We start from the raw sequence: 13,272 nt of genomic DNA on the forward strand, positions 1-13,272 counted from the left end.
CTTCAGGCTTCCGGCCCCGGTGTTACATTGAATTCGAACCGATCGCGAACCGATCGCGAACCGATCCCGGAGACCGCCCATGACCATGAAACAGATCACCGCCATCATCAAGCCGTTCAAGCTCGAGGAGGTCCGCGAGGCCCTCGCCGAGGTCGGCGTCACCGGCCTGACCGTCACCGAGGTCAAGGGCTTCGGCCGCCAGAAGGGCCACACCGAACTCTACCGCGGCGCCGAGTACGTCGTCGACTTCCTGCCCAAGGTCAAGGTCGAGATCGTCGTGAAGGGCGCCGATGTCGATCGCTGCCTCGAGGCCATCGTCAAGGCCGCGCACACCGGCAAGATCGGCGACGGCAAGATCTTCGTGACGCCGGTCGAGCAGGTCATCCGCATCCGCACCGGCGAGACCGACGAGAACGCGGTCTGATCTTCAGCCGCCAGTCAGGCGGCTCCACAGCGCGGCGGCCCAGATGCCGCCGCACAGTGCCAGCGCCAGGAAGACCGCGGCGCTGCCGTAGTCCTTGGCGCGCTTGGCCAGTTCGTGAAGATCGAAGGAGATGCGATCGACGGTCGCCTCGACGGCCGAGTTCAGCAGCTCGACGACCATCACCATCACCACGCTGCCGGCCAGCAGCGCCACTTCCACCCAGGTTCGGCCCAGCCAGAAGGCCAGCGGCAGCATCAGTGCCGCCAGCCAGAGCTCCTGGCGGAAGGCGCTCTCGTGCCGGTAGGCGCCGATCAGGCCCTGCAGCGAGTAGCCGGCGGCATGGCGGATGCGGTCCAGGCCGGTGCGGCCCTTGTGCGGATTGTCCATCGGGAGTCGGTCCTGCGCTCGGTGTGCTCGGAAGGGCTTCAGGCGCGCCGGCGCGGTGCCGGGCGCCAGGTGATCAGCCGGGTCCGGCACAGCCGGTCATGCAGGAACTGCCGGTCCGGCAGCAGCAGCGCCAGCAGCGCATAGCCGAGCATGCCGATCAGCAGCGCCGCCCCGAACAGGCTCTTGTTGCTCTGCAGCCCCAGCTGCTGCACGGCCAGCAGCGCAGGCACGAACCACAGCCAGCTCAGCAGATAGCGCGCGATGGCCTGCGGCCAGCCCGGCGAGCGTCCATCCAGCCGGATGAGCCGCACATGCCAGGTCTTCAGCGCCAGCGTCTGGCCGCCACGGGTCCAGCACCAGCAGAAATACAGGCCCAGCAGCAGGAACAGGAAGACCTGGAAGCCGATGCGGCCGTTCAGCGCATGGCGCTGGTCGGTGACGATCGCGAACAGCAGGCTGCCGATCATCAGCACGCCGAACAGCAGCACGCCCTCGTAGAGCATCGCTGCGAGGCGGCGTCGCAGCGGCGGGGTCGGCTGGACGGCCGGGTCTGCATCGTCCGGGGTATAGGGCAGGGCGGGCTTGGCGGCCATCGGTCAGGGGCGTGACGATCTTCTCGGGGCCGCCATGTTAACCGCCCGACATGGGCCGCCTGTGCGGGCAGTCCGGCCAAGCCGGCCGGCTTCAGTGGCTGCTTTCGCTGTTCGCTGTCGGGCCGGAAGCTCCCAGGACGGCCATCGGTGCGGAGGCCGTCGGCACCGACGGCGCCGCGGTGGCGGCTGGTGCGGGTGAGGGCAGGCTGATGACCGGCGTGGCGGCCCCAGCCGCTGCTGCGCCCTGGGGGCCGCGCGAGGGCAGCAGGGTTGTGCGATCGACGAAGTCGGGCGTGGCAGCGATCTTGGGCAGACCGACCGGCTGATGGCGGGGAGGCGTCGGTGCTGCCTTGCTGATCGGGCGCGTGCTGGCGCCCGGCCCGGCCTGCACGGTGCCGGGCGCGACCGGCTGTGGCGTGCTGCGCACTGGCGTCGCAACGATGTTGCTCTTGACCTGCGGGGCCTGGGCGGCGGCCGGCGTCTTGCGCACTGCGGCAGGCACCGTGCCGGCGGGCGCAGGCGTGCTGGCCACCTGGGTGCCGATGCTGCGCCGCTGCTCCTCGGGCAGCTGCTGCCAGGCCTCCCAGCGGGCCTGACGCTCGGTGGCCGGCACCTGGCGCACCTCGCCGAAATGCAGTCGGGCGGCATTGCGCTGCGCCGGTGTCATCTTTGCCCACTCGGCCATGCGCGAGCGCAGCCGCTCCTGCTGCTCGGCGGGCAGTTTCGGATAGATCGCGGCGATGTCGCGCCACTTCTGTCGACGCAGCGGCTCGATGTCGACCCACTGGTCGCGCAGCGGCATCAGGATTTTCTGTTCTGCCGGCGTGAGCTGCTGCCAGCCCGCGCTTCCCCCGAGCGCAGAGCCGAGCGTCGCCTGTGCGACCGCTGGACGGGCCAGCGGAGGCAGGGCGCTCGCCAGTGCCAGTGCCAGCACGCAGGCGGCACCGGAAAGGGGCAGTGCGCGGCGGGGCAGGTTCATGGCTGGCGGGCGGTGTCCTGAGCGGCCGGCAGATCTTCCGTCGCCTGCGTCGGCGGCAACGGCTCCTGGATCTCCGCCTCGGTCGCGGGCAGGGCGATCTCGATCGGGCGCTTGAGGAATTCGCTGAAGCCGGCGTCGGCGTAGGCCGAGGGCGGCAGGTCGTCGCCCAGCAGCTCGGCATCGAGCTCGGCCATCGAGGCCATCGATTCCAGGTCGCGCCACTCGCCGATGCCGATCAGGCCCAGAAGCAGCACCAGCGCCGGCAGCAGCCAGCCCAGGCGGCTCCACAGCGCGCTGTCCTCGCCGGGCGGGCCTGACTGCAGCAGCGCAGCGGTGCCGCCGGCGCCGATGCTGACCGGCAGCACCGCGCTGGCCTCGGCCTGCTCGGTGCGGCGTGCCACGGCAGGGCGGCGGGCCTGGGCGATCGCCTGCTGGCGCGCCACGCGCAGCCGCTCGCTGATGTCATGCGGCGTCTGCTGCGCGCCGGCTTCCAGACGGGCGGTCAGTCGCAGCGCGAAGCGCGCTTCCAGGGCTTCGGCATTGGCCGGCCGCCCTGGGCGCGAGGAGGTGGGGGCGGTCTTCACAGTGAAATTCCCTTGGCTTGGAGTGCCTTGGCCAGTGCATGCACGGCGCGCGAGCAGTGAGTCTTGACGCTGCCTTCGGAGCAGCCCATGGCGGCTGCCGTCTCGGCGACATCCATTTCTTCCCAGTAACGCATAAGGAAGGCTTCACGTTGACGCGCCGGCAGACGGGCGACCTCTTCCTCGATCAGAAGCAAGGTCTGTGCGCGTGCGGCGCCGGCATCGGCGCCTTCGGCGGCGTCGCCGTTGGGGCTCTGGCTGCTCAGGTGCTCGAGCAGGTCGAAATCGTCATCGCCGCCGCCGGCGGACTCGAATTCCGAGAAGTTGCGCACCACCGCGTTCCTGACCTTCTGGTGACGGAACCAGTCCATCGTCGCGTTGCCCAGGATGCGCTGGAACAGCAGCGGCAGCTCGGCGGCGGGCCGGTCGCCGTAGCGCTGCGCGAGCCGGATCATCGCGTCCTGCACGATGTCGAGCGCCGCGTCCTCGTCGCGCACCGCGTAGACGGTGCGCTTGAAGGCGCGCTTCTCGATGCCTTGCAGGAAGTCGGAGAGCTCTTGTTCGGTGGCCAAGGAGGGGGCCGGGCCCGTCGGGGCTGCGTCGGTCCGGAAAGTGGGGCGGCGCGGATTATGTCATCGCTGCCGACCCGCCCCCGATCCGGGTGTGCACCATGGTGCGGTGCGCAATTCTTCGACATGTCGCCAGCTTGGTGCGATAATCCCGGATTCGCACCACGCGTGCCTGGTCTGAACCGGTCGCCCGACCCCGGGCGCCTGCGTCGATGACCGCGCAGGCGCCAATTCCGCCTCACGAGGGCGAGAGGAGGCGCACCGATCGATTTTCGTCAGAGAAAACCCGAAAGGTTCATCAACATGGACATGTCTGCCGCGGAACAGAAGCGTGCCGCATCGGCACAAGCCTCCCGCGATTCCTCTTCCTCCTCTGCTTCCCTGCCGGTGCTCAACGGCTCGGAAATCCTCGTGCGCAGCCTTCAGGCCGAAGGCGTCGAGTTCATCTGGGGCTATCCCGGCGGCTCGGTCCTGTACATCTACGACGCGCTGTACAAGCAGGAGTCGATCCAGCACGTCCTGGTCCGCCACGAACAGGCGGCGGTCCATGCGGCCGACGGCTATGCGCGTGCCACCGGCAATGTCGGCGTGGCCCTGGTCACCTCCGGCCCCGGCGTGACCAATGCGGTCACCGGCATCGCCACCGCCTACATGGACTCGATCCCGATGGTGGTGATCACCGGCCAGGTGCCGACCGCCGCGATCGGCCTCGATGCCTTCCAGGAATGCGACACCGTCGGCATCACCCGCCCGATCGTCAAGCACAACTTCCTGGTCAAGGATGTGCGCGAGCTGGCCGTCACGCTGAAGAAGGCCTTCCACATCGCCCGCACCGGCCGACCGGGCCCGGTCGTCGTCGACATTCCGAAGGACGTGTCGCTGAACACCGCGCCCTTCGAGTATCCCGAGACGATCTCGATGCGCTCGTACAACCCGGTGCGCAAGGGCCACGGCGGCCAGATCCGCAAGGCGGTGTCGCTGCTGCTGCAGGCCAAGCGGCCCTACATCTACACCGGCGGCGGCGTGGTGCTGGGCAATGCCTCGGCCGAGCTGCGCGAGCTGGTCGACCTGCTGGGCTACCCGGTCACGAACACGCTGATGGGCCTGGGCGCGATGCCGGCCACCGATCCGCGCTTCCTGGGCATGCTGGGGATGCACGGCACCTATGAAGCCAACATGACGATGCAGAACTGCGACGTCCTGCTGGCGGTGGGCGCGCGCTTCGACGACCGCGTGATCGGCAACCCGAAGCATTTCGCCTCGGTCGAGCGCAAGATCATCCATGTCGACATCGATCCGTCGTCGATCTCCAAGCGCGTCAAGGTCGACATCCCGATCGTGGGCGATGTCAAGGACGTGCTGCAGGAGCTGATCGCGCAGATCCGCGAGGCCCAGCAGCGACCGGATGCCAACGCGCTCGGCGCCTGGTGGTCGCAGATCGCCGAATGGCGCAAGCGCGACTGCCTGAGCTACAAGCTGTCTGACGAGCTGATCAAGCCGCAGCATGTCGTCGAGACGCTGTGGAACCTGACGCGCGGCACCGACAGCTACGTGACCTCGGACGTCGGCCAGCACCAGATGTGGGCGGCGCAGTTCTACCGCTTCGACGAGCCGCGGCGCTGGATCAACTCCGGCGGCCTGGGCACGATGGGCGTGGGCCTGCCGTATGCGATGGGCATCAAGCTGGCCAAGCCGGACGCGGACGTGTTCTGCATCACCGGCGAGGGCTCGATCCAGATGAACATCCAGGAGCTCTCGACCTGCCAGCAGTACCGCACGCCGGTCAAGGTCATCGCGCTGAACAACCGCTACCTCGGCATGGTGCGGCAGTGGCAGGAGCTGATCTACGAAGGCCGCTACGCGCACAGCTACATGGACGCGCTGCCCGACTTCGTCAAGCTGGCCGAGTCCTATGGCCATGTCGGCATCAAGATCGAGCGCCCGTCCGAGGTCGAGCCGGCCCTGAAGGAGATCATCCGCCTGAAGGACCGCACCGTCTTCCTCGACGTGCGCACCGATCCGACCGAGAACGTCTGGCCGATGGTCCAGGCGGGCAAGGGCATCACCGAGATGCTGCTGGGTTCGGAAGACCTGTGACCGGTCCGCGACCCGGCCAGGCCCCGCGGGTGACCGCCGGCGGGGCAGGGTGCCGGGAAGCGCCGGTGCAGTCCGCGCCCTGCTGACTCCCCCATTCCTTCGTTGACAGGCCCGCGGGACGGGCGACGGCCACACGCCGTCGCGCCGTGGCCCGCAGGCCGGGAGACCCTCACATGAAGCACATCATCGCCCTGCTGCTCGAGAACGAGGCCGGCGCGCTGTCGCGCGTCGTCGGCCTGTTCTCGGCCCGTGGCTACAACATCGAGAGCCTGACGGTCGCGCCGACGGAAGATCCGTCGCTGTCGCGCATGACCATCGTCACCACCGGCTCCGACGAGGTGATCGAGCAGATCACCAAGCACCTGAACCGCCTGATCGAGGTCGTCAAGGTCGTCGACCTGACCGAGGGCAGCTTCACCGCCCGCGAGCTGATGCTGGTGAAGGTGCGCGCGGTCGGCAAGGAGCGTGACGAGATGATGCGCATGGCCGACATCTTCCGCGGCCGCATCATCGACGTGACCGACAAGACCTACACCATCGAGCTGACCGGCGACTCGTCCAAGCTCGATGCCTTCATCGAGGCGGTGGACCGCACCGCCATCCTCGAGACCGTGCGCACCGGTACCAGCGGGATCGGGCGCGGCGAGCGCATCCTGCGTGTTTGATCCTCCCCGCTACAGACTCAACTACGGAATACGGAAATTTCCATGAAGGTTTACTACGACAAGGATGCCGACCTGTCCCTCATCAAGGGCAAGAACGTCACCATCATCGGCTATGGCTCGCAAGGCCACGCGCATGCCCAGAACCTGAACGACTCGGGCGTGAAGGTCACCGTCGGCCTGCGCAAGGGCGGTGCGTCGTGGGCCAAGGCCGAGAAGGCCGGCCTGAAGGTCGCCGAGATCGCCGATGCGGTGCGTGAGGCCGACGTCGTCATGATCCTGCTGCCGGACGAGCAGATCGCCGCGGTCTACAACGCCGAAGTCGCTCCGAACATGAAGGAAGGCGCTTCGCTGGTGTTCGCGCACGGCTTCAACGTGCACTACGGCCAGGTCGTGCCGCGCGCCGACGTCGACGTGTGGATGGTCGCGCCGAAGGCCCCGGGCCACACCGTGCGCGGCACCTACGTGCAGGGCGGCGGCGTGCCGCACCTGATCGCCGTCTACCAGGACAAGACCGGCCGCGCCCGTGATCTGGCCCTGTCCTACGCCTCGGCCAACGGTGGCGGCAAGGCCGGCATCATCGAGACCAACTTCCGCGAAGAGACCGAGACCGACCTGTTCGGCGAGCAGGCCGTGCTGTGCGGCGGTGCCGTCGAGCTGATCAAGGCCGGCTTCGAGACGCTGGTGGAAGCCGGCTACGCGCCGGAAATGGCCTACTTCGAGTGCCTGCACGAGCTGAAGCTGATCGTGGACCTGATCTACGAAGGCGGCATCGCGAACATGAACTACTCGATCTCGAACAACGCCGAGTACGGCGAGTACGTGACCGGCCCGCGCGTTGTCACCGAAGAGACCAAGAAGGCCATGAAGCAGTGCCTGAAGGACATCCAGACCGGCGAATACGCCAAGTCCTTCATCCTGGAGAACAAGGCCGGCGCCCCGACGCTGATCAGCCGCCGTCGCCTGACCGAAGAGCACCAGATCGAGGTCGTCGGCGCCAAGCTGCGCGAGATGATGCCCTGGATCAAGGCCAACAAGCTGGTCGACAAGAGCCGCAACTGATGCATCGGACGGCTGCTGCGCGATCGGTTCGCTGAACCGGTGGCGCAGACGGCGCGCTGATCCAGATCGATCGCAAGGGGGCTGCGCGCAGGTGCAGCCCCCTTGTCGTTTCTTGGTCCATCCTGAAGCGTGGGCGGCAGGCGCCGGATGGCGGCTGAATGTAATGATTTGTGTCAGACAATCGGGCGGTCTCCATCCTCCAGATACAGGGAACTGCCGGAATGTCGACATCAGGATCGCCCGACTGGGCTTCTTTCTATGGCTCCGACGAGGTGGTGCGCAGCTACAGCCGCGGGCATGTGCTGCAGCCGCCCGAGCAGGCCATCCTGGCGCAGCTGGGCGACGCGGTCCTGGCACGCAGCCGGGTGCTGGATCTGGGTGTCGGCGGCGGGCGCACCACGCCGGCGCTGGCCTCGTGCTGCGCCGGCTATGTCGGTGCGGATTTCGCCGAGCCGATGGTCGAGGCCTGCCGCCAGCGTTTCGCCGATCTGATGCAGCGCGGCGACGTGAGCTTCGAGGTGGCCGATGCACGCGCGCTGCCCTTCGCGCAGGCCAGCTTCGATCTGGTGCTGTTCAGCTTCAACGGGCTCGATCTGGTTGGCGGTGGCGAGCAGCGGCGCCAGTCGCTGCGGGAGTGCCGGCGCGTGCTGCGCGCCGGCGGGCGCTTCATCTTCTCCTCCCACAATCTGAACTGGCTCGACAGCCGTCGCCATGTGCGCTGGGAAGGCTGGCGCGACTATCTGGAGACGCAGCTGTTCTGGAGCCGCATGCGCTGGCTCAACCGTCGGCGCTGGCCGATGCGCCTGCAGGAGGTCGAGCTGGTCGACCCTTACGGCGGCGGCCTGACCACCTACCTGCGCCCGGCCGAAATGCTGCGCCAGTGCCAGGCTGCGGGCTGGCCGAAGGTGCGGGCCTACGGCATCGACGGCCGCGTGATCGCGCCGGGCGCCGAGCTGGATGCGGCTGGCGACCCTTGGATCTACTTCCTCTGCGAGGAGTGATCGCCACGCCCGGACAGGCGGGGTGTCGCGCTTGGCGATAATCGTGGCATGAACCAAAAACTCTCCCCCGAGCGGGCTGAAACCGACGACGAGCCGGATGAGCCGGTGCTGCAGCGCCCGCGCCGCAAGGGCATCTACATCCTGCCGAACCTGTTCACGCTGGCGGCGCTGTTCGGTGGCTTCTATGCGATCGTGATGGCGATGAACGGCCGCTTCGAGCAGGCTGCGATCGGCGTGCTCTGCGCCATGGTGCTCGACAGCCTGGATGGTCGCGTGGCCCGCATGACCAACACCCAGAGCGCCTTCGGCGAGCAGATGGACAGCCTGTCCGACATGGTCTCCTTCGGCGCGGCGCCGGCGCTGATCATGTACGAGTGGGCGCTCAAGGGCATGGGCAAGCTCGGCTGGATTGCCGCCTTCGTCTACTGCTCGGGCGCTGCGCTGCGCCTGGCGCGCTTCAACACCAACATCGGCGTAGTCGACAAGCGCTATTTCCAGGGCCTGCCGAGCCCGGCTGCGGCCGCGCTGGTCACCGGCCTGATCTGGGTGATGGACGACCTGGGCTTCAAGGGGGTGCGCGACATCGAGTGGCTGACCTGGCTGGCCTTCGCCACCACGCTCTACGCCGGGCTGACGATGGTCACCAACGTGCCCTTCTACAGCTTCAAGGATGTCAACTTCAAGCGCACCGTGCCCTTCATCGTGATCGTGGCGATCGCGCTGGGCATCGCGGTGATCACCTATCACCCGCCGCTGGTGCTGTTCGGCGTCTTCGTCGTCTACGGCCTGTCGGGCTATGTGGTGTATGGGGTGCGCAAGTCGCGCGGCCGCCCGGTCAGCGTGATCGCCACCTCGACCGACGAGCCCGACGAGCGGGGCCTGCACCGCTGAGGCGTGCTATAGTCGGCGCATGACTTTCGGCGTTCACACCCTACTGCTGCTTCTAATCGAAGTGCCCCGGGCGCGCTGACCAGTCACACCTGTACATTCCTGTACCCCCTTTCTGGATCGACGGCCCGCATGGCATCACGCTGCGGGCCGTTCTCTTTTGTCGCCCGGTTGTTCCGCCGGGATCCCAGAGCAGCGTCGGTGCACCCACCTTCCTTGGAGACGACCATGAGTGACAAGCTGATCATTTTCGACACCACCTTGCGCGACGGCGAGCAGTCGCCCGGCGCCTCGATGACGCGCGACGAGAAGCTGCGCATCGCGCGCCAGCTCGAGCGCCTGAAGGTCGATGTCATCGAGGCCGGCTTCGCCGCGTCGTCGAACGGCGACTTCGAAGCGGTCAAGTCGATCGCCGACGCGATCAAGGACTCCACCGTCTGCTCGCTGGCCCGCGCCAACGACCGCGATATCTCGCGTGCGGCCGAGGCGTTGCGCGGTGCCAGCCGCGCCCGCATCCACACCTTCATCGCCACCAGCGCGCTGCACATGGAGAAGAAGCTGCGCATGACGCCCGAGCAGGTGCTCGAGCAGGCGCGGCAGTCGGTGCGCTTTGCCCGCAATCTGTGCGCCGACATCGAGTTCTCGCCCGAGGACGGCTACCGCTCGGATGTCGACTTCCTGTGCCGCGTGCTCGAGGCGGTGATCGACGAAGGTGCCACGACGCTGAACATTCCCGACACCGTCGGCTATGCGATCCCCGAGCTGTACGGCAACTTCATCCGCACGCTGCGCGAGCGGATTCCCAACTCCGACAAGGCGATCTGGTCGGTGCACTGCCACAACGACCTGGGCATGGCGGTGGCCAACTCGCTGGCCGGCGTGAAGATCGGCGGTGCGCGCCAGGTGGAATGCACCATCAACGGCCTGGGCGAGCGCGCGGGCAACTGCTCGCTCGAGGAGGTGGTGATGGCGGTCAAGACCCGCCGCGACTACTTCAACCTCGACCTGGGCATCGACACCTCGCAGATCGTGCCGGCCTCGCGCATGGTGGCGCAGACCACCGGCTTCGTGGTGCAGCCGAACAAGGCGGTGGTGGGCGCCAACGCCTTCGCGCACGCCTCGGGCATTCACCAGGACGGCGTGCTCAAGGCGCGCGACACCTACGAGATCATGCGCGCCGAGGACGTGGGCTGGAGCGCCAACAAGATCGTGCTGGGCAAGCTCTCGGGCCGCAATGCCTTCAAGCAGCGCCTGCAGGATCTCGGCGTCGAGCTCGAGTCCGAGTCCGAGCTTAACGCCGCCTTCGTCAAGTTCAAGGATCTGGCCGACCGCAAGAGCGAGATCTTCGACGAGGACATCATCGCGCTGGTCGGCGACGAGAGCGTCAGCGCCGAGATCGAGCACTACCGCCTGCTGTCGCTGTCGCAGCACTCCGAGACCGGCGAGCGTCCGGGCGCGCGGGTGACCTTCGCCGCCGGCCAAGTCGAGCACCGTGCGGTGGCGCAGGGCAACGGCCCGGTCGATGCGACGCTGAAGGCGATCGAGTCGAAGCTGGAGACGGGTGCTGAAATGCTGCTGTATTCCGTGAACGCCATCACGTCTGGCAGCACCGAATCGCAGGGCGAGGTCACGATTCGGCTTCAACATGGCGGCCGCGTCGTCAATGGTGTCGGCGCCGATCCCGACATCGTCGTGGCCTCTGCCAAGGCTTACCTGTCGGCGCTGAACAAGCTCCACAGCAAGGCCGAGCGGGTGGCTGCCCAGGGCTGACGCAGGGATCGTGCAAACAGGGGGCTTCAACTGAAAATCATCGGCGCATCGCGCCCTTGTGGCGCGGTACATGCTTCGCCTAGACTGATTTCAGGTTCCCTGTCTGCTGTATTCCAGAGGCCCGTCGTGACTTGTTTCGCATTGAAGAAAAGAATCGTTTCGTCGCAGTGCTCGGCGCTGCTGGTCGGGGTGGCCATGCTGCTGTCGGGTCTGGCGGCTGACCCCGCCCAGGCCGCTCGCCGCAAGGATGGCAAGCCGGTCGAAGTCTCTCAGCGTGCCAAGAAGGCGGCCGCTCCAGCGAGAGGAGTCGACAAGAAGCGTCAGGTCCGCAAGGGCGTGTCTCGCGCGGCCTTGCGCCGCGGCGCGGTGGCTGGTGCCGCCGCCACCGCGGTGGCGGTGGCGCCGCGCCTGTCCTACGGGCAGGCCAGCGGCCTGCATGAGACCGCCGATCCGCTCGATCTGAAGTCCAGCGTTGCGCTGGTGGTCGACCAGGACACTTCCGAGGTGCTGTTCAGCAAGAATCACCAGGCGGTCCTGCCGATCGCCTCGCTGACCAAGCTCATGACCGCGCTGATCGTGACCGAGGCGCGCCAGCCGCTCGACGAGGCGCTGGTCATCACCCATGAGGACATCGACACCGAGAAGGGCAGCCGCTCGCGGCTGTCGCCCGGCACGGTGCTGACCCGCGGCGAGCTGCTGCATCTGGCCCTGATGTCGTCCGAGAACCGGGCGGCCAATGCGCTGGGGCGCAACTATCCGGGCGGGCTGCCGGCCTTCGCGGCCGCGATGAACCGCAAGGCGGCGGCTCTGGGCATGAACAGCACCCGCTTCGTCGAGCCGACCGGCCTGTCCAGCAGCAACCAGTCCAGTGCCGCCGATCTGGCCCGGCTGGTCAAGGCGGCCTATCAGCATCCGCTGCTGCGCGAGTTCTCGACTTCGCCGGCGCACGAGGTCGACATCGGCCCCCGGACGCTGCACTACAGCAACACCAACGGCTTGGTCCGCAACCCGGGCTGGGACATCGGCCTTCAGAAGACCGGCTACATCGTCGAGGCCGGGCGCTGCCTGGTGATGCAGGCGCAGATGGCCGGGCGCAAGCTGATCATGGTCTTCCTGGATTCCGCCGGCAAGCAGTCGCGGCTGGGTGATGCCGAACGGGTGCGTCGCTGGCTCGAGTCGGGTGCATCGGTGCGTTCGCCTGGGCAGCCCCTGTCCGGCACCCGCGACAAGGCTTCCCTGTCCTGATCTTCAGCGATCGCTGCGATGGCCGAGCGCGGCCGAGATGGATCCCGCCGTCTCGCGCAGGCGCTCCGCCCAGGTCTCCTCGAGCCGGTCGGCCGGCGCCGAGATCGACAGGCCGGCCACCAGCCGACCCTGGTCGTCATGTATCGCGGCGGCCATGCAGCGCACGCCCAGCTCCAGTTCCTCGTTGTCGCGGGCCATTTCGGTCTGGCGCACCCGCGCCAGTTCGCGCTCGAGGGTCGACAGGTCGGTGATGCTGTTGCGGGTGTGTCCCGCCAGCCCGGTGCGCGAGGCATAGCTGCGTACCCGCTGCGGATCGTCATGCGCCAGGAACAGCTTGCCGACCGAGGTCAGATGCAGGGGCGCGCGTCCGCCGATGGCTCGCACCACCTGCATGCCCGAGCGCTCCGAGTAGGCCCGCTCGATGTAGACGATCTCGTCGCCCTGGCGCACCGACAGGTTCACCGGCTGATGGGTCAGCTTGTGCAGCTCGCGCATCGGCACCAGCGCCGCGTCACGCACATCGAGGCGGGCCTTGACCAGATTTCCGAGTTCAAGAAGTCGCATTCCGAGCCGATAGCTGCCCGCCTCCGGCCGGTCGACGAAGCGTCCGATGGCCAGATCGTTCAGGATGCGGTGTGCGGTCGAAGGGTGAAGCCCGGTCTGCTCGCTGATCTGCTTCAGCGGCACCGGATCCTGGTGCTCGGCGAGAACGTCGAGCAGCATGAACATGCGCTCCATCACCTGGATGGCTGGGGTCTGAAGTGCACTATCCTTTTTTGTCATGTCGCGTCGATTCGGTATTCCCGGTTTTCCTGCGTATTTTTACATGGCGAAAAGACATCTGGCGATGCAAACGCGCGTTCACCGGCAGGTTCGGGAAATCGGCCTGTCGCTGGCCCGGGCTGGCGCCTCGGCGGTCCTGCTGATGTCATGCCTCGCCGGTGCGGTCGCCAGCGAGGCTGCGGCAGAACAAGCAAGCACCGCACCACAGGCGCGCAGCGCGTCGGATGCGGC

Annotated in this window: 15 protein-coding genes; 8 read left to right on the forward strand and 7 right to left on the reverse strand. The window is 67.5% G+C overall.

All coding sequences use genetic code 11. From position 1 onward, the window contains the following. Positions 1 to 85 precede the first annotated feature (85 nt). Positions 86 to 424 (forward strand): P-II family nitrogen regulator, encoded by a 339-nt coding sequence (locus HZU84_RS07420; RefSeq protein ID WP_149505191.1) that lies wholly within the window; start codon positions 86 to 88, stop codon positions 422 to 424. Between the two features lie 3 nt (positions 425 to 427). Here HZU84_RS07420 and HZU84_RS07425 read toward each other — a convergent pair whose 3' ends face one another. From HZU84_RS07425 to HZU84_RS07445, 5 genes are all read right to left on the reverse strand, one after another. Continuing rightward, complete coding sequence (locus tag HZU84_RS07425; protein ID WP_149503215.1) at positions 428 to 811, reverse strand: diacylglycerol kinase; 384 nt, start codon at positions 809 to 811, stop codon at positions 428 to 430. A 38-nt stretch (positions 812 to 849) separates the two neighbouring features. Beyond that, on the reverse strand, positions 850 to 1,404 hold the full coding sequence (locus HZU84_RS07430) for an RDD family protein (RefSeq protein WP_149503216.1): 555 nt from the start codon (positions 1,402 to 1,404) through the stop codon (positions 850 to 852). Positions 1,405 to 1,495: 91 nt separating this feature from the next. Further along, on the reverse strand, positions 1,496 to 2,383 hold the full coding sequence (locus HZU84_RS07435) for a DUF3106 domain-containing protein (RefSeq protein WP_149503217.1): 888 nt from the start codon (positions 2,381 to 2,383) through the stop codon (positions 1,496 to 1,498). Then, positions 2,380 to 2,967, reverse strand: coding sequence for a DUF3619 family protein (locus HZU84_RS07440; protein WP_149503218.1), 588 nt, complete (start codon positions 2,965 to 2,967; stop codon positions 2,380 to 2,382). Before HZU84_RS07440 ends, HZU84_RS07435 begins: the two co-directional genes overlap by 4 nt. Then, positions 2,964 to 3,536, reverse strand: a complete 573-nt coding sequence (locus HZU84_RS07445; RefSeq protein WP_149503219.1) for an RNA polymerase sigma factor — start codon at positions 3,534 to 3,536, stop codon at positions 2,964 to 2,966. The genes HZU84_RS07440 and HZU84_RS07445 overlap by 4 nt, the downstream gene beginning before the upstream one ends. Positions 3,537 to 3,836: 300 nt before the next feature. On the opposite strand from HZU84_RS07445, the gene HZU84_RS07450 reads away from it, so the two are divergent. The 6 genes from HZU84_RS07450 (at position 3,837) to HZU84_RS07475 (ending at position 11,013) form a co-directional block, all read left to right on the forward strand. Beyond that, entirely contained in the window at positions 3,837 to 5,630 is a 1,794-nt protein-coding gene (locus tag HZU84_RS07450) for an acetolactate synthase 3 catalytic subunit (RefSeq protein ID WP_149503220.1), read from the forward strand. A gap of 173 nt (positions 5,631 to 5,803) precedes the next feature. Then, complete coding sequence (gene ilvN / locus HZU84_RS07455) at positions 5,804 to 6,295, forward strand: acetolactate synthase small subunit (RefSeq protein WP_149503221.1); 492 nt, start codon at positions 5,804 to 5,806, stop codon at positions 6,293 to 6,295. A gap of 42 nt (positions 6,296 to 6,337) precedes the next feature. Continuing rightward, positions 6,338 to 7,354: a ketol-acid reductoisomerase gene (gene ilvC / locus HZU84_RS07460; RefSeq protein WP_149503222.1), complete on the forward strand. Its 1,017-nt coding sequence runs from the start codon at positions 6,338 to 6,340 to the stop codon at positions 7,352 to 7,354. 221 nt (positions 7,355 to 7,575) lie between these two features. Continuing rightward, positions 7,576 to 8,355, forward strand: a complete 780-nt coding sequence (locus HZU84_RS07465) for a class I SAM-dependent methyltransferase (protein ID WP_149503223.1) — start codon at positions 7,576 to 7,578, stop codon at positions 8,353 to 8,355. Between the two features lie 48 nt (positions 8,356 to 8,403). Continuing rightward, a complete protein-coding gene (gene pssA, locus HZU84_RS07470) occupies positions 8,404 to 9,246 on the forward strand; it encodes a CDP-diacylglycerol--serine O-phosphatidyltransferase (RefSeq protein WP_149503224.1) in 843 nt (280 codons plus the stop codon). A 225-nt stretch (positions 9,247 to 9,471) separates the two neighbouring features. Next, complete coding sequence (locus HZU84_RS07475) at positions 9,472 to 11,013, forward strand: 2-isopropylmalate synthase (protein WP_149503225.1); 1,542 nt, start codon at positions 9,472 to 9,474, stop codon at positions 11,011 to 11,013. Between the two features lie 26 nt (positions 11,014 to 11,039). Here HZU84_RS07475 and HZU84_RS07480 read toward each other — a convergent pair whose 3' ends face one another. Next, positions 11,040 to 11,210, reverse strand: a complete 171-nt coding sequence (locus tag HZU84_RS07480) for a hypothetical protein (RefSeq protein WP_156027837.1) — start codon at positions 11,208 to 11,210, stop codon at positions 11,040 to 11,042. Here HZU84_RS07480 and pbpG point away from each other — a divergent pair. Then, on the forward strand, positions 11,209 to 12,258 hold the full coding sequence (gene pbpG / locus HZU84_RS07485; RefSeq protein ID WP_149503226.1) for a D-alanyl-D-alanine endopeptidase: 1,050 nt from the start codon (positions 11,209 to 11,211) through the stop codon (positions 12,256 to 12,258). The two genes, HZU84_RS07480 and pbpG, sit on opposite strands and share 2 nt — an antisense overlap. Positions 12,259 to 12,261: 3 nt before the next feature. Here pbpG and HZU84_RS07490 read toward each other — a convergent pair whose 3' ends face one another. Next, positions 12,262 to 13,041, reverse strand: a complete 780-nt coding sequence (locus HZU84_RS07490) for an IclR family transcriptional regulator (protein WP_149503227.1) — start codon at positions 13,039 to 13,041, stop codon at positions 12,262 to 12,264. Positions 13,042 to 13,272 lie beyond the last annotated feature (231 nt).

It is taken from the genome of Sphaerotilus sulfidivorans (genome assembly GCF_013426975.1).
In the GTDB taxonomy this organism is placed as follows: Bacteria; Pseudomonadota; Gammaproteobacteria; order Burkholderiales; family Burkholderiaceae_C; genus Sphaerotilus; species Sphaerotilus sulfidivorans.